Annotated in this window: 15 protein-coding genes and 1 pseudogene; 7 read left to right on the top strand and 9 right to left on the bottom strand. The window is 61.9% G+C overall.

Translation table 11 applies throughout. The features are described 5' to 3' along the window. Positions 1 to 194 precede the first annotated feature (194 nt). Positions 195 to 347, bottom strand: a pseudogene (locus BSG20_RS27790) (DUF736 domain-containing protein); the annotation flags it as partial. Positions 348 to 1,483: 1,136 nt separating this feature from the next. Between BSG20_RS27790 and BSG20_RS27805 the strand changes: the two are divergent. Then, positions 1,484 to 1,945: an NUDIX hydrolase gene (locus BSG20_RS27805; RefSeq protein ID WP_072380553.1), complete on the top strand. Its 462-nt coding sequence runs from the start codon at positions 1,484 to 1,486 to the stop codon at positions 1,943 to 1,945. 78 nt (positions 1,946 to 2,023) lie between these two features. Here BSG20_RS27805 and BSG20_RS27810 read toward each other — a convergent pair whose 3' ends face one another. Together BSG20_RS27810 and BSG20_RS27815 are read right to left on the bottom strand one after the other, a co-directional pair. After that, positions 2,024 to 2,599 carry a peroxidase-related enzyme gene (locus tag BSG20_RS27810; RefSeq protein ID WP_072380555.1) on the bottom strand — a complete coding sequence of 192 codons (576 nt, stop codon included), beginning with the start codon at positions 2,597 to 2,599 and terminating at the stop codon, positions 2,024 to 2,026. Next, complete coding sequence (locus BSG20_RS27815; RefSeq protein ID WP_072380557.1) at positions 2,596 to 3,078, bottom strand: CMD domain-containing protein; 483 nt, start codon at positions 3,076 to 3,078, stop codon at positions 2,596 to 2,598. Before BSG20_RS27815 ends, BSG20_RS27810 begins: the two co-directional genes overlap by 4 nt. A gap of 160 nt (positions 3,079 to 3,238) precedes the next feature. Between BSG20_RS27815 and BSG20_RS27820 the strand changes: the two genes are divergently transcribed. Genes BSG20_RS27820 through BSG20_RS27845 form a run of 6 tightly spaced genes read left to right on the top strand, consistent with a single transcriptional unit; the run spans position 3,239 to position 8,769 of the window. Beyond that, positions 3,239 to 4,237 (top strand): LysR family transcriptional regulator, encoded by a 999-nt coding sequence (locus BSG20_RS27820; protein WP_072380559.1) that lies wholly within the window; start codon positions 3,239 to 3,241, stop codon positions 4,235 to 4,237. Then, the gene (locus BSG20_RS27825) at positions 4,234 to 5,715 is read left to right on the top strand and encodes an NAD(P)-binding domain-containing protein (RefSeq protein WP_072380561.1); all 1,482 of its coding nucleotides are present in this window, start codon (positions 4,234 to 4,236) and stop codon (positions 5,713 to 5,715) included. The genes BSG20_RS27820 and BSG20_RS27825 overlap by 4 nt, the downstream gene beginning before the upstream one ends. A gap of 1 nt (position 5,716) precedes the next feature. Continuing rightward, positions 5,717 to 6,457, top strand: a complete 741-nt coding sequence (locus tag BSG20_RS27830; RefSeq protein WP_072380563.1) for an amino acid ABC transporter ATP-binding protein — start codon at positions 5,717 to 5,719, stop codon at positions 6,455 to 6,457. Between the two features lie 15 nt (positions 6,458 to 6,472). Then, positions 6,473 to 7,297 carry an amino acid ABC transporter substrate-binding protein gene (locus tag BSG20_RS27835; protein WP_072380565.1) on the top strand — a complete coding sequence of 275 codons (825 nt, stop codon included), beginning with the start codon at positions 6,473 to 6,475 and terminating at the stop codon, positions 7,295 to 7,297. A 49-nt stretch (positions 7,298 to 7,346) separates the two neighbouring features. After that, a complete protein-coding gene (locus tag BSG20_RS27840; protein ID WP_072380567.1) occupies positions 7,347 to 8,057 on the top strand; it encodes an amino acid ABC transporter permease in 711 nt (236 codons plus the stop codon). 19 nt (positions 8,058 to 8,076) lie between these two features. Next, positions 8,077 to 8,769, top strand: a complete 693-nt coding sequence (locus BSG20_RS27845; protein ID WP_072380569.1) for an amino acid ABC transporter permease — start codon at positions 8,077 to 8,079, stop codon at positions 8,767 to 8,769. A gap of 403 nt (positions 8,770 to 9,172) precedes the next feature. On the opposite strand, the gene BSG20_RS27850 is transcribed toward BSG20_RS27845, so the two are convergent. The 6 genes from BSG20_RS27850 to BSG20_RS27875 all read right to left on the bottom strand — a co-directional run bounded on the left by BSG20_RS27850 (position 9,173) and on the right by BSG20_RS27875 (position 16,049). Further along, positions 9,173 to 10,822, bottom strand: coding sequence for a GMC oxidoreductase (locus BSG20_RS27850; protein WP_072380570.1), 1,650 nt, complete (start codon positions 10,820 to 10,822; stop codon positions 9,173 to 9,175). A gap of 29 nt (positions 10,823 to 10,851) precedes the next feature. Further along, the gene (locus tag BSG20_RS27855; RefSeq protein ID WP_072380572.1) at positions 10,852 to 11,934 is read right to left on the bottom strand and encodes an ABC transporter ATP-binding protein; all 1,083 of its coding nucleotides are present in this window, start codon (positions 11,932 to 11,934) and stop codon (positions 10,852 to 10,854) included. A 4-nt stretch (positions 11,935 to 11,938) separates the two neighbouring features. Then, positions 11,939 to 12,823 (bottom strand): carbohydrate ABC transporter permease, encoded by an 885-nt coding sequence (locus tag BSG20_RS27860; RefSeq protein WP_072380574.1) that lies wholly within the window; start codon positions 12,821 to 12,823, stop codon positions 11,939 to 11,941. After that, positions 12,820 to 13,710 carry a carbohydrate ABC transporter permease gene (locus BSG20_RS27865; RefSeq protein ID WP_072380576.1) on the bottom strand — a complete coding sequence of 297 codons (891 nt, stop codon included), beginning with the start codon at positions 13,708 to 13,710 and terminating at the stop codon, positions 12,820 to 12,822. The genes BSG20_RS27860 and BSG20_RS27865 overlap by 4 nt, the downstream gene beginning before the upstream one ends. A 94-nt stretch (positions 13,711 to 13,804) precedes the next feature. Then, complete coding sequence (locus BSG20_RS27870; RefSeq protein ID WP_072380578.1) at positions 13,805 to 15,037, bottom strand: ABC transporter substrate-binding protein; 1,233 nt, start codon at positions 15,035 to 15,037, stop codon at positions 13,805 to 13,807. A gap of 58 nt (positions 15,038 to 15,095) precedes the next feature. Then, the gene (locus BSG20_RS27875) at positions 15,096 to 16,049 is read right to left on the bottom strand and encodes a sugar phosphate isomerase/epimerase family protein (protein ID WP_072380580.1); all 954 of its coding nucleotides are present in this window, start codon (positions 16,047 to 16,049) and stop codon (positions 15,096 to 15,098) included. Positions 16,050 to 16,052: the final 3 nt, after the last annotated feature.

Genomic DNA, 16,052 nt, shown 5'->3' on the forward strand with positions numbered 1-16,052 from the left:
GTCTATGCCTCCCTCGTCCAGGGCGACAAGGGCGAGCACAAACTCATCTGGTCCCGCTAAACAACAACCAAGGCGTCCCGCTCGCCGCGGGGCGCTTATCTCCTCCCCCCGGAATTATGCGAAGAGAAATCCGCCGAAATCACCGGCAAATCCGGCCTTCAGCGACCGACACTCTGCATAATCACGTTCTCAGCATAATCGACATTGCCGGCCAGCACCCGGAAGTCCGGGGCGCCTTCGGAGGCGCGTTCGACCCTGACGATCTTTGCCTTGACGTTGAGGTTGAGGGTCTTGATGGTGCCGGTGAAGCCGTCTGTTGAGGCGGTGAAGGAGCCGATGGTAGCCATTGTCGCATTCCTTTTCTGTTGCTCGAGCCGCGCCCATCGCGGTCTCGATGGCTGTCGATCAGACCGGCGACGATCGGCCCGCACCCGCAGGGCCGCAACGAAGTGGAGGACGGCCATGGGCCGAGGCTTTCTTGGTTATCGCGGGGAATGACGCCGATCCGGGGTCCCCGCGTGACCTGTCACGTGGGGTGGTCGCCGTCAGGGGAAGAAAACGAGCCGGCCGTTGCGGGAGGACGATCGAGCCGAGCAGCGTGAGGCGTTCTCCGGTCAGACATGCCCCATCGAGACCGCACTGGGCGTGCCTTGCGCAAAGATTGAAGGGATAGAGAATGGCGGATCCAGGCGCGCCAGGATCGAGGCTGCGACACCCGCGCGTGTCATTTCCCCCTCTGAGGCGAGCTTAGGATCAGGAATGCGTGATACCAGCGAGCCTTCGGGCTGTGTCGGCATTTTTGACTGTGAGTGCGATTTTCTGAGGAAGGCAGGACTGAAACTGAGCGGCGTGGTCGACTCGAAATGCCTTGTCGAGCTCAATCCGATTGTACTCGTCGAGAATGATCCAGCAGGAAAATCCAGGCCCGGCACGACGGCATTCCATTCGACCGATGGCGAGCAAAAGCCAATCCGCGTCGTGCAATTGCGATGTGATGGGGGAAACAGAAACACAGTCCCGGGCACCGCCACCGTGCGACGACAACGCAAACGCGGCTCGCCTTGCGACCGGACTTGTCACCCGCGGTCGCTTGGCGCTTCCGCAGGTTGCCCAGGCTCAAGCATTGTCGGCCCTCGCTACTATCCTCGAGACCGATCATAGGTTCCTGATGGATTTCTTCGGCAGCACCCATCAGGCCGTATGTAACGATGTGGGAACGACCAATCAGCTTGTGTATTGGTCGGCGGCCAGAATGACGAGCTTGTCTTTACCGCGCTTCGTTTCCCCTCGAAGCGCGCCTCATATCTGAGAAAGGAATTGCTTCATTGCCAAGCCTCCACTGAATTACCTATAACACGTATTCTATGCAATTTATGTAATTGGGAAGCTGTCGTCGCGGAGAGCTGTTCCTGTCAATCAGGGGCCGGAACCTCTGTTGCGCTATTCCTGACTTTTGCCCCTTCTTACACGTTGGATTGACCTCATGGCTGAAATTCCCATCCGTTGCTTTGCTGTATCGGTCGTTCTTCTCCGTGCTACAGGCGCTGAAAACCGAGTGCTGCTTCTGCGTCGAAATCACACGTTGATTGGCGAATGGTGCCAGATCGCCGGCGGCATCGAGGACGGTGAGAAGGCATGGGAAGCCGCGCTACGCGAGGTCAAAGAAGAAACCGGCTTGAACTGTGATCGCCTCTATTCGGCAGACATATGCGAGCAATTCTATGAGGTCGATCGCGATGCTATCAGCATGCTACCGGTTTTCGTTGGCTTCGTAGATGCTGGGGCAACTGTGGTCATCAATGACGAACATAGCGAATTTCGTTGGGTTTCATTCGAGGAGGCCTTGAGGATGGTGCCGTTCGCAGGCCAGCGCCATGTTCTGAAACACGTGGAGGCCGAGTTTGCGCAACGGGAGCCTGTGCGCCATCTGCTCATCCATGGGTGACTGCAAATATCCCGCAGACTGTGTGGGTCGCGGCGGCGGCCCGCCGACGGTTCTCGGCCCCTTGCGCCGGCGATCCATCTAATCCTTCATCGGCTCGCCGAGCGTATGCATCAGGCGGTTCGCCCAGCCGAAGATGGCTGACGAGAGAACGAGATCGAGAGCTTCCAGTTCATCGAGACCGACATCTGCTAGCGCCTGCGCGTCGGCCGCCGTCGCTTCAGGCGGCGTTATCGACAGCCGTGCCGATAAGTCGAAGATCGCCTGGAGATGCTCGTCGAGCGTCGCCTCGAGACCGTCGGCAAACACCGCTTCGATGACGTCCGTGCGTTTCGTCAGGTTGTTGAACCGGGATGCGTGGACGGCGGCGCAGTAGACGCAGCGGTTGACGACGGACGCGGCGACTGCACCCAGTTCGCGTTCGCTCGCCGCCAGCCCATCTTTTCCATACATGATGAGGTTGAAAAGTGGTGAGCGAACCGCGAGCGTCTCGGGGTCGTGCGCCAGAGTGAGCACATAGGGCGAGATGCCCTTGTTGGACGGCGTCGTCTGCATCGCCGCATGCTGCTCGTCGGTGGCGGTCGCGAAATCGACTGGAACCACGTAGGGCTGCCAGCGCGGCACCGTGGTGGTGAATGTGTGGACCACCTCGCTCATCGCATTTCTCCAAGCAGCTTCAGGCCCGCAAGAACGCGCACCTGGTAGTTGACGAAGGCCGAAAGCTCCGCAAGCCGGACGATGTCTGCGTCGGTTACGCCGACCTGGCGCAGCGCCTCCACATGGGCACGCGTGGCGTCGCGGGGCGCGACCGTGAGCCTGTCGGCGTAACGGACGATCTCCGCGGTACGCGGGTCCGGCACGTTCGTGTCGGGCTTGGAGAGCAAAGCGGTCGCCCCTTCATCGGCGCGGGCGACCAGGGTGTCGTAGTGGCTTGCTAGCGCCGGGCTGCGGTTATGGCGCGCCATGCGGGCGGCGAGCGCGGCTCTGAGCCCGTGGGACAGGCCGCCGGGATCGCGTGGCAGAAGCACGGCGTCGTGTGCCGCCTGGCTCAGGCGCAGGATCTCTGCGCGTTTCTCCATGGCTTGCGCGAGCGCGGAGCCCGGTCTTGCGGAGACGAGGGTTTCGATGAGTGTCAAAACAAGCTCCTCAGTACGTCAAAGGCATGCGACCTAGGTAGGCGCGGCATCTCATTATGTCAAATGGTAATGAATGGTCGCGTTTGATGCGAAATTTTTATCTATTCCCAATCGCCAATTGAGAATTGTCATGCTTTACTGACATGAAGGAGGGTGTTTAATGTCTATTATGCATTCTAACTCTTTTGATATTCGGCAGCTCGAAGCCTTTGCGGCGGTGATGTCGGCGGGCAGCGTGACCGGGGCGGCACGGCTGCTTGGCCGATCGCAGCCCGCCGTCACCAGGCTGATCCAGGATCTGGAAGCTGACATCGGCTACGCGCTCCTGCACCGAAGCGGGCCGCGCATCACGCCGACGTCGCGTGGTCTCCTTTTTCACGCCGAGGTGGAACGCCATCTCGCAAGCCTGACGCACATCCGCGAGCGGGCGAACGCTATCGGTCTTGAGGAGCCATTGTCGTTGACGATCGCGGCCACTCCCTCGCTTGCGGCCGGCGTTCTGCCTGAGGCGATCGCGGCAGTCGCCCCGAACCTGCTTCCCCGCCATCTTCATGTGCAGGCGCTGGCGGCCGAGAATGTCGTGCAGGCGGTGCTCGCCCGCTCGGCAGACTTCGGGATCGCAAGCCTACCGCTGGAACACCCTGGCCTCGACGTCCACTGGGTCGCCGACGCACCATGCGTTGTCGCCCTCGCCGCGAGCGATCCGCTCGCCGACCATGACGTGGTGCGCCTTGCCGATCTTGCCGACCGCCGTATCATCACCCTGGCGAACCCATATCGTTTGCGACACCGCGTCGACGAGGCCCTTGAAAAGGTGGGCGTCATGCCGCAGCGGATGATTGACGTCAACGCCTCGATGACGGCCCTCACGATGGTCCGTGCCGGACTGGGAGCCGCCATTGTCGAGCCGGCGACCGTCGTTGGCGTTCCGCTCGAGGGTATCGTGGTGCGCGTGCTCGACCACACGATCCCCTTCCTCTTTGGCGCGATCTCGCCTGCCGCGATGCCGCTCACCCCGACCGTCGCCGCCGTGATCGAGGCGGCGCGCGCAGTGGCTCTGGCGATGCCCGGTTGCCGACTGCATGAGTCGGGCGGCGTCGAGGCCTTGGCCGACACCGTCTACGGACAAACCCCGCCGCCTGGAGGAATGCTGTCATGAGCGACCTGTCCTCTTTTCCGAATGGACTCGACGCCCTTGCAGCACGCCTGCGGCAGGATCTCGCCTGGCTGGAACTCCCTGCCAAGTCCTGGGTCCCTCCCCGCGACGTCGATGGCCAACGCGTCGTCGACGTCGTGATCATTGGCGGGGGCATGGCCGGGCTCGTCGCTTCGGGCATGCTGAAGCGGCTCGGTGTCGCCAACCACGTTGTCCTCGACAAGGCGCCCGCCGGTCGGGAAGGTCCGTGGGTCACCTTCGCGCGGATGCGAACACTCCGCTCGCCTAAGCAGTTGACCGGACCGGCGATGGGGCTGCCGGCCCTCACGTTCCGCGCCTACTATGAGGCGCTGCATGGCCGCGAAGCTTGGGTCGCGCTCGACAGGGCGCCGCGCGAGACGTGGATGGACTACCTGGTCTGGTACCGCCGCGTGCTCGACCTGCCGGTGCGCAACGGGGTCACCGCCGATGCTATCCTCCCGCGCGCCGACGGCATGCTCGACATCGTATGCCGCCAGGCCGGCCGCACCGAAACGATGATCGCCCGCCACCTAGTGCTCGCAACGGGCCGCGACGGTCTCGGCGGACCGTTCGTTCCTCCCATCGCCGACGACATCGAGCGCACGTTCTGGGCCCACACCGCCGACGCTATCGATTTTGCCGCGCTCCGCGGCAAGCGGATCGGCGTGGTGGGAGCCGGCGCTTCGGCGATGGACAACGCCGCCACCGCGCTCGAGGCCGGGGCGGGGCGGCTCGACCTGTTCGTGCGCAGGACGGATCTGCCACGGATCAACAAGTTCACCGGCATCGGCAGCCAGGGCGTGGTGCACGGCTTCGCCGGCCTGCCCGACGACTGGAAGTGGCGCTTCCTCAACTACGCAATGCGCGAGCAGACGCCGCCGCCACGGCCGAGCGTCCTGCGCGTCAGCGCCTTCCCGCAGGCCCATCTCCATCTGGAAAGCCCAATCGCCGGGTTGGAGCAGGACGGCGATCACGTCGTGGTGACGACGCCGAAGGGCCGCTATCCCGTCGACTTCCTGATCTTCGGTACCGGCTTCAAGATCGAGCTGACGAACCGGCCGGAGCTCGCCGCCGTCGCTCCTTACATCCGCCTATGGCGGAACCGCTTCCCCGTGCCCGCGGGCATGGGGAACGGCGAGCTCGAAGCCTCGCCCGACCTCGGAGACGCGTTCGAGTTCCTCGAGGCCGAGCCGGGTGCATGCCCGGCGCTCTCCCGGATACATTGCTTCAACTTTCCGGCGACGCTGAGCCATGGCAAGCTCACGGGCGACATTCCCGCGATCAGCGAAGGCGCCGACCGGCTCGCGCGCGGCATCGTCAGGGCCCTCTTCGTCGCCGACCGCGAGCGCCATTTCGCCGATCTGCAAGCCTTCGACACGCCCGAGCTGCTCGGAGACGAATGGGCGGACGACGAGACTGAAACGCTTTCCGAACGACCTTCCGAAAGGATACCGACCTGAAATGCTTGAGCTCAAGAACATAAAGCTGTCCTACGGAAGCACGCAGATCCTGAACGGCGTCGATCTCTCGGTGAAACGCGGCGACGTCGTGTCGATCATCGGCCCGAGCGGCACCGGCAAGACGACGCTGCTGAAGTGCATCAACTACCTGGTGAAGCCGGCGTCGGGCACCATCGCGTTCGACAAGATCAAGATGGACTACCAGCAGGCGGACAAGAATGCGATCCAGGCTATCCGGCTCCGGACGGCCATGGTCTTCCAGCAGTTCAACGTCTTCAAGAACATGACCGTCATTCAGAACGTCATGGATCCCCTCGTGGTCGTGCAGCGCAAATCCAAGGACGAGGCGCGCGCGATCGCCAAGCAGGAGCTGGAGCGCGTCGGCCTGTCCGACAAGCTGGACAACTACCCGTCCCAGCTCTCCGGCGGCCAGCTTCAGCGCACCGGCATCGCGCGTGCGCTGGCGGTCAAGCCGGATGTGATGCTCTTCGACGAGCCGACGTCATCGCTCGACCCGGAACTCGTCGGCGAGGTTCTGAAGGTGATCAAGGACGTCACGTCTTCGGGGATCACCTCGCTGCTCGTCACCCACGAGATGCAGTTCGCAAAGAACATCTCGAACCGCATCGTCTTCATGGATCGGGGCGTCGTCGCCGCCGACGGCAGCCCGGCCGAGATCTTCGAGTCGCCCTCCAACCCGCGCCTCGCGCAGTTCCTCAGTTCCGAACACTCCCTCCAGTAGAGAAAGGTGCCTGACGTGTCTCCCATCAAGTCAACTTCCCGCCGTACCTTCGGCCTCGCCGTAGCCGGCGTCGCCATCGCCCTCGCAACCTCGGGCGTATCCCATGCCCAGGACGTTCGTACGATCAAGATCGCCACGGCGGCCGAATCCAAGCCGCTCTCTTGGGGCGCGATCGGAGTCGAGCCGCAGGGCTACGAGCCCGACGTGCTGAAGGCGATCAACGCCAAGCTGCCCCAGTATAAGTTCGTGATGGAAGGCGCGGCCGACATCGCGCAGGAAACAGGCCTTGCCACCGGCAAGTACGACATCGCGACCGGCGGCTACTATCGGGCGCCCGCTCGCGAAAAGCAGTTCCTCATTCCGGAGGCCCCGATGGGCGCCAGCCTGATCAAGATCTACAGCCGCAAGGACAGCAACATCAACGAGATGAAGGATCTGGTCGGCAAGAAGATCGTACCGGTAACGGCGGGCGGCGGCATCTACAAGTTCGCCACCCAGTGGCAGGAAAAGAACCCCGACTACAAGATCGAGATCACTGCATCGAGCGCTGGCGTCCCCTATCCGGACCGCCTGAAGGAAGTCCAGAATGGCAAGTACGACGCGCTAGTTCTGCCGTCGAACCTGGGCGAGCAGACCGTGATCGACAATCAGAAGCTCGACATCAAGGCGAGCGAGCCGGTCGCCATCAACAATACCTACCTCCTGATCCACCGGTCGGAGGAGAACAAGGCCCTGGCCGACGACATCAACAAGGTGCTCAAGGAACTGAAGGACGACGGCACGTTAGCCCAGATCTCGCAGAAGTGGTTCGGCGAGGACGTCACCAAGTACATCAAGTAACAGGCCCGCCGACGATCAAGGCAAAGTTTGCAAGAAGGAGTGTTCCAAGGTGGACCTTTCCATAATGATCCCCGAGCTGCTCAAGGCGTTGCCGCTGACGCTCGCGATCACGTTTACTGCCATGATCGTCGGCTTCTGCCTGGCTTTGCTTGCGACGACGTTCCGGGTTCGCAGGACGCCCGTGGTCTGCCAACTGGCAGACCTCTACGTGTCCTACGCCCGGAGCGTTCCCGTCGTGCTCCAGTTGTTCGTCGCCTTCTATGGGCTTCCGTTGGTGGTCGGCCTGTTTGAGATCGAGGATTTCGTGTCGCCCAACGTAGCTGCGATGGTCGGTCTCAGCCTCTACCATGGCGGCTATCTGTCGGAAGTCATGCGACCGGCATACCTTGCCGTCGATCGTGGCCAGCACGACGCGGCCGACAGCCTGGGATATTCCTTCCTTCGGAAAATCACTCGCGTCGTGGGCCCTCAGGCCGTGCACATCGCATTGCCCGGCTATGGCAACTCCATCATTTACCTGATCCACAATGTCGCGTTGGTCATGTACATCGGGGCGGCGGACGTGATGGCGACCGCCCACCTGGTCATGGAGCGGGACTACAACCAATACCAGTTCGAGACGTATCTCGTGCTGGCGGTGATCTATTCGGTGCTTTGCCTGGTGGCGTGGCTCGTCGTGCGCTTCTTCGAGCTTCGTTCATCGAAGTTCGCGCCGAAGGCGGCGACGCCGGCGAGAACCACCGTCATGGCAAGCGTCTGATCGAAGAGAGGGTCACCACATGTTCGATATCGAAGTCTTGCTCCCGGACCTTTGGAGCATCCTCAGCGCAGTGCCCGTGACGCTCGCCATGGCGCTCGCGATCTTCGTCCTCTCCACGATCATCGGCAGCCTGTTTGCGATGGTCGAATACAGGCGGATACCGGTGCTGCGGGAGCTCGTCGTGGCCTACAAGGTCGCCTTCAAGGGCGTGCCGATGGTCATCGTGATCTTCCTCTCGTACTACGGTCTTCCGCCGACCCTTCAGTTTCTGTCCTCCCTGATCGGGGTGGAGTTCAACGGTCACTCGACACCCAACTGGATCACGCTCATCGTCGCGTTGACCGCCTGCGTCGCCGCGTTCCAGGCGGAGGTCGTGAAGGGTGCCCTGAACTCCTTCGACACCGGCCAGGCTGACGCTGCCTATTCGCTGGGATACCGACGCGGCCAAGTTTTCCGACGGATCATGCTTCCCCAGGTGATCGTCGCGGCGATTCCTGACCTCGCCAACTCGTTCATGGTGATCATGAAGGCGCTTTCCCTCGGATTTGCCATCGAGGTCGTTGACATCTTCGCGCAGTCCCAATTGACCGCCGCGCTGAATTTTTACTACCTCGAAGCCTTTGTGATCGCCGTCGTGATCTACATGGTCATCGCCTATGTCGTCACATATGCCGCCGACAGGATGGAACGAGCGCTTAGAGTATGGGCCTGACTGCTCGAATTATAAGTTCCGATGCTTTTTGTCAGGTCTGGCAGTTCGCCCCGGGACTAAAGGGTCCATGTGGGATCATCGAAATCAGTCGTGTACGGCCATGCCCCACCACCCTTCACGAGAATTGAAGTGACCGTAGTAGGCTCCTCGAGGCAGTGACAACATTGGGCGCGGATCGCTCCTCACTGAAAGAGATAGATGCGGTCCCTTCTTCTTCGGGGCGGCTGGCCACTTCCACATTAAATCCGGATCGACGGCGGGACTGATTGGATCGGGCTGGCTCTATCGCCGCTTCCGCGCCGACCGCTTCCTCATTTCCATCGCCAGTCGCGCCGGTCTGCATCAGCCAGAAGTTGGGCGGCATCGGGAACGCCAAGTCCCTTGGTTGGCCTTCCTGCCGAAATCACTGTTTCGACCGATAGCCCTGCACGACATGCCGGCAGGCCCGGATCGTCAGGGCCATCACGGTAAGAGTCGTTCCAGCTACGCCGCTGCCAGGAAATGCCGAGGCGTCGGTGACGATAAGATTGGGAACGTCCCAGCTCTGATTGTAGCCGTTGAGCACCGAATCATTGCTGGACGCCCCCATCCGCGCGCCGCCGGTTTCATGGATCGCGGCGCCCATACACATGGTCTTTCGGAACCATCTGCGAAACATGAAGCGGCTGAACCGATCCGCATCCGGAAACGCCCCTCGCCCCATCTCCTTTAGGCCAGTCGGCGAACCGATGAATTCTAGCTCGCCGCCCACACCTTTGATGGTCTCGATCAGGATCTCCTCCTGCTTCTTGAGGAGAGCGAGTTCCTCGTCCCTCATGGCGCATCGTATGTGTGGCACGGGAATGCCCCAGGCGTCCTTTCGCCGCGGATCGAGAGTGATGCGGTTGTCCGCATAGGGAAGCATACGCCCGAAGCCGAAGAAAGAAAGACGGGCGTCGCCGTCGGCGTCCGTCGGCGCGCGGCCGACGCTGCCCTGGAAGTCGAAGTCGCCGCGGCTTAGTTCCGCCTTGTCGAAGCGAGGGATGAAGATGCCGCCGGACGGATTGTAGAAGTCATCAGTTGGCGCCGAGGTGTCCTTTGCCCAGCCCTTCGCTTCGGAGAACGAGCCAAAGGCGAGGCAAGGAAGCTGGTCCATGAAATAGCGACCCAGCGTTCCGGAGCTGTTGGCGAGGCCGTCTGGATGTCTGGTCGACTTCGAGTTCAGAAGCAGCCTCACGCTTTCGATCGGCGACGCGCACAGCGCCACGATTGCCGACCTGACACTCTCGACGCCCCCTGTGACGCGGTCGATGATTTCAGCGCCGGTCGCAAGCCCGGTTCCCTCGTCCGTGGTGATACGCCGGACGACGGCATTGTAGCGCGTGGTCAGAAGACCGGTGGCTTGAGCCTTGCGCAGTGGTGCCCATGTGCGCGTAGGATCCGGCGCGATGTATCGCCAGGAGACAACATGGCGGCCGTGCCACTTACCTTCGACCTTCGCCTTAAAGGCCTCCTCCGCTGGCGTCAGCCCCGCCCGCTTGGCGTATACGCCGTCCGGCAGTGTCTCCACCCCGTCCGGATTGCCATAGAGCCCGAGCAAGGATTCGGCCTCCTCGTAGAATGGAAGCAGCTCATCGTACGACACGGGCCAGTCCTCGCCCTTGCCTGTCAGCGTACGAATCTTGAAGTCTTCGTCGGTCCAACGAAGGAGAACGCGTCCGAAGCTATGAAGACGTCCCCCGCCCTGTCGTCCTCTGATCCAGAGGAACGGCGAATCCTTCGGGGTCGTGTAGGGATTTTTCCAGTCGTTGACGAAGAAATGGCTGAAGCGTTCAGTAAAGAATGCCGCGCGTGCCTGTATCGGTTGTCCCTTCACAGTGGCTCGTGCGCGCTCCCATATGTTGATGCTGCTTGCAGGCGCCTTTTTGCGAGCGGGATCGAAGTCCTTTTCAGTAACGGCGGGTCCCGCCTCCAGAAGAAGTACTGAAAGCCCTTGCGCGGTCAGCTCCATGGCGGCGAAGGAGCCCGCCGCGCCCGAGCCGATGACCAGCGCGTCGTAAGTAGTCTCTGACATGATCTTGATCCGTATTTGCGTATGCGGTGTTACAGGCGACGGCCGTCCGCTCCGAAGAGCGAGGCCTTGGCAATGTCGATACCGGGAGCGATCTTGGCTCCAGGCTGAAGGCTGACCTCGTCCATGACCCGATAGGAGAAGCTCGAGCCCCCCCAGTCGAACCAGACGACGCTCTCGGCGCCCATCGGCTCGACGACGGAGACTTTTGCGGCGACGGTCTGAAGACCTGCCTGCCCGCCATTGGGAGCGACATGTTCAGGTCGGACTCCGAGTGTCGCTGGACCAGGTACGGGCCCATCCGTGAAACGGTATGCAGAAAGGTCGAAACGGACGCCGCGGCTCTCGAAGACAGAATTGCCGCTCGAAAGGACGATCTTGCCCTCGACGAAGTTCATCGCCGGAGCGCCGATGAAACCTGCGACGAACAGGTTGACCGGGCGATGGTAGATTTCCGACGGCGCCGCGAGCTGCTGGATGACGCCATCCTTCATGATGGCGATGCGGTCGGCGAGCGTCAGGGCTTCGACCTGATCGTGCGTCACGTAGATCATGGTGTTGCCGAGGTCCTGATGAAGCTTCTTGATCTCGACGCGCAACTCGTTGCGAAGCTTGGCGTCGAGGTTGGACAGCGGCTCGTCGAAGAGGAAGACGTCGACCTGGCGGGCGAGCGCCCGTCCGATGGCAACGCGTTGGCGCTGACCGCCCGACAGCGCTGCCGGATAGCGGTCAAGCAGGGCGTCGAGATGCAGGAGCGAGGCGGTCCTCGCGACCCTTGTCTCGATTTCCGCTTTCGGCAGCCCGGCAACGCGAAGACCAAAGGACAAGTTCTTCCGGACCGTCATACGCGGGTAGAGTGCATATGACTGGAACACCATTCCGATGCCCCGATCCCTTGGTTCCTCCCAGGTGACGTTCTTGCCCGATATCCAGATTTCGCCATCCGTGATGTCCTGCAGCCCGGCGATGGAGTTGAGCAAAGTCGACTTGCCGCAGCCCGATGGGCCGAGCAGGACAAGGAATTCGCGAGGCTTGATGTCGAGCGACATCTTCTCGATGACGGCGTGGTCGCCGTAGGAAATCTTGAGGTCCTTGATGGAAACAGCGGATTGCATGCGGTTATCCCTTGACTGCGCCGGCTGCGACCCCGCGCACGAACCAGCGGCCTGAAAAGAAGTAGATGGCGAGGGGAACAAGCGCCGTCAGAATGGTCGCGGCCATGTTGACGTTGTAGGCCCGCTCGCCCGTCGTGGTGTTGACGATGTTGTTGAGCTGGACGGTCATCGGCAGGTTGTCCCGGCCCGCGAAGACAAGGCCGATTAGGAAGTCGTTCCAGATGCCGGTGAACTGGAAGATCGAAGCGACCACGACCATCGGAACGGCCATCGGCAGCATGATCTCGAAGAAGATGCGCCAGAAGCCGGCGCCGTCGACGCGGGCCGCCTTGCAAAGCTCTTCCGGAATGGCGACGAAGTAGTTGCGGAACAGCAGGGTCACCAACGGCAGCCCGAAGATCACATGGACGAGGACGACGCCAGCCACGCTGTTGTAGAGTTCCACGGTGGCGAGCAGCCTCACCAGCGGATAGAGAAAGATCTGGTAGGGTATCAGTCCTCCCGCCATGAGCAGGCCGAACAGGGCTGACGAGCCGTGCGGTCGCCAGAACGACAGGGCGTAGCCGTTGACGGCCCCCACCAGCACGGAGATCGCGACCGCGGGGACCGTGATCTGGACGGAGTTCCAGAATCCGACACGCACGCCGCCGCACTGCGTTCCCATGCAAGCACCTGACCAAGCGGTCTTCCAGGCGTCCCAGAAGAATTGCGCCGGCATCGCGAAAATCTGCCCTAGGCGGATCTCCTCCATGTTCTTCAGCGACGTCACCAGCATCGTGTAGCGCGGCAGAAGGAAGAAAAGCGCCGCGCAGCCGAGGAATGCGTAAAGACCGATGCGACCGACAGTCAGACGGAACGGCTTTGCGCCGCGGGGATGGGAACGGCTCATCGTTGCACGCCCTTTCTTCTGGATCGGATGTACACGGCATAGCGGAAGGGAACCACGGCCATCAGAACGGACAGCACCAGGACCGTAGCCCCGGCGGAAGCCAGCCCGAGATTCTGACGCTCGAAGAGGTTGTCCATGATGAACTTCGCCGGGACTTCGGTGGCCGAACCCGGACCGCCCCCGGTCAAGGCCACCACGAGGTCGTACGTCTTGATAACGCCCATGCCAAGCAGCATCGAGGCGGCGGCAAGGGCTGGACCCAGTTGCGGTAGAATGATGGACACGTAGACGCGCCAGACGGGGATCCCGTCGATCTGAGCGGCCTTCCACTGCTCCTCACTGATACCTCGCATGCCGGCGAGCGTGATGACCATCACGAGCCCCGCGCCTTGCCACAGACCCGCGAGGACGATTGTGTAGATCGCCATGTCGCGGCTTACGATCCAGTCGAAGACGAAGCTCGTCCATCCGAGCGAGCGGACGAAGGCCTGTATGCCGAGCGTCGGGTTGAGCATCCATTGCCAGATGAGACCCGTGACCACGAACGACATGGCATAGGGGTAGAGGAAGATCGTCCTGAACATGCTCTCAAATCGAACCTTCCGGTCGAGCGAGGCGGCAAGCAGGAACCCGAGAACAAGACAGCCGATCACGTACAAGACGCCGAAGATCACGACGTTCTCAAGCGAGGCCAGCCAGCGGGAGTTCCGGAAGAGGCGCGCGTACTGCGCCAGCCCGACGTAGTTCGAAGAGGGGAAAACGGTCGAGTCGGTGAACGAAAGCCGGATCGACCAGACCATAGTCCCTATGTAGACGAATATTGCGGCAAACCATGTGGGAAGCAGTGCATAGCTTGCCGTCCTTGAACGCTTACGCATCTGCGCCATGGCGAACTCCTCGGACGATCGGCGCCCTTACGGCAGTGCCGGTGGCGCGTTCAAGTCGCGATGGGCGAACCGCCCACCCATCGCGCAGCGGAACTTAATCGAAGATCTCGTAGAAGGACTTCGCAGACTCCGCCGGGTCGGCGGAAGCATCGCTCCAATACTCGTTGACGAAGTCATTGAGCGCGCCCGCCTGCTGGGGCGTAAGGACCAGCGCCTGGTCGGGGGCGATCTTACCCGCGGTCATCAGCTCGATACCCTTTTGCGCGCAGATGTCGAGCTTCGACTTGTCGACGTCCGACCGCATGGGGATCGAACCCTTCTTGAGAGAAAACGCGACCTGGACGGCAGGATCCATTGCCACTTCCGCCAGAAGCTTCTGTCCGGCCTCGGAGGCCTTGTCCGCAGTCTTGGGAAACGAGAAGGCGTCCGCGACGTAGACCATCCCGTCCGAACCGGGGACGAGCATGCAGCCGTAATCCCTGCCCGGCTCCTTGCCGGCCGCGAGGAATTCTCCCTTTGCCCAGTCGCCCATGAACTGGACGCCGGCTTTGCCGGAAATCAGCATGGCGGTGGCGTCGTTCCAGTTGCGTCCAGCCGCACCCTCGTCGACGTAACCTCGAAGCTTGCCATAGATTTCCAGAGTTTTAGCCAGGCCGGCGACGGAGGCGTCGCTCTGGTCCTTGTCAACGTAGATCTTGAGGAAGCCATCCACGCCGACCTGGGAGAGCAGGATCATGTTGAAGACCTTTGCCTCCTGCCAGGACTGGCCGCCCCATGCCACGGGTGTCACGCCGGCAGCCTTGAGCTTGTCGAGCGCGGCGAAGAACTCGTCCCAGTTCTTCGGCTCTTCGGTGACGCCCGCCTTCGCGAAGACGTCCTTGGAGTAGAAGACCCAGCTTTCGCCGTGGGCGCCCGTCGGGGCGAGATAGACCTTCCCATCGTAGGATATCAGATCAAGGATGGACTTCGGAAGCACGTCGGCCCATTTCCCGGCCTCCGCGGTCTGCTCGACCGGACTCAGCAGGCCCTGCTTCACGAAGTCGGTGTTTGCGACGCCCATCACGCCCTGCTTGGCAGCCGGCGGATCGCCCGCGACCAAACGGTTCTGAAAGGCGGCGTCCGCGGCGCCGAAGCCGGCGATGGACGAATCCTTCCAGACGCCGCCACGCTTTTCAAACTCCGCCTTGATGACGCCAAGGGCCGCGGCCTCGCCACCCGACGTCCAGGACGTGACGACTTCCGCCTTCGGCTTGTCCTCTGCCAAAGCAGGGCCGACGCCAGCGATCAGGACGGCCCCGGCAAGCAATGCTTTCATTCCAGTTTTCATTGTTCCACCTTTTTTGGAAAACGACCCTCTTTGGCGGGATCTTCGGTTAGGGAGAGTTTTATCGGTAGATAGGGAGAAGCGCCTGGTTCACGAGCCGGAGACCGTTCGCTATGTCGCCGACTGGGTCGGGCGCGGCGTCGAGCTCGAGGATGGCCCAACCCTGGTATCCGCGGTCGCGCAGAAGCCGCGCCCAGCCCGGCCAGTCGACACGTCCGAGGCCGAAGCCACAAAAATAGGGCCGATGACGGTCGTGGATGTGCGCGTCGATCGGAGTATCCGATGGCATCGGTCCAAGCCCGTCCTTCCAATGGGCGATGATCACCCGCTCATGGTGACGGTCGACCACTTGAAGAGGATCGGACCCCGCGAGAATAAGGTGCGCGGTGTCCGGGCACATGTTGACGTAGGCGGGATCGGTCAACAGCATCATGAGGTCGACGTCGCGGCCGCCGGCAAAAATCGAATGAGCCTCGGTGTGGAGAGCGAGCCGCACTCCCCTGCCATAGAGAACGGCGCCGAGCCTGTTCAGAAAGTCCGCGATCTTGCGGGCCTGCTCGAAATCGAAGAAACGGACGGGAGTGGCGCCCGGCGTCTGGCGAAGGGGCGCCCCGATGACCATGATGTCGCTTCCGCAAGCCTTGAGGAAATCCGCATATCGTTCCGCCTTGTCGATGATCGCGGACTGCGCGCCGGCCTCCGTGAAGTCGCCCGCGGCCTCGAGTTCGGCGAAGAAGCCGCTCGCCAGCGTCAGCCCGCGCGAGGAAAGCTCAGCGGCGAAGGATTCGACCGACCCGTATGTTTTGATCGCGTCCTGCCAGTTGAATGGAGAGAACGTCAGCTCGATGCCCGTCACGCCGGAGGCTGCGACGCCGTCCAGTATCTTGTCCCAGAACCTGCGCGGCTGCGTCTGCGCATAGGCCTTGATCGCGTCATGATCTGCGACGTCCCAGGATCCGGGATGAAAAAACGTCACGAGATCGACGCCGAAACGAAGTCTGTCCTCACTTGCCATGAA

Source organism: Rhizobium tibeticum (assembly GCF_900110205.1).
Classification (GTDB): domain Bacteria; phylum Pseudomonadota; class Alphaproteobacteria; order Rhizobiales; family Rhizobiaceae; genus Rhizobium; species Rhizobium tibeticum.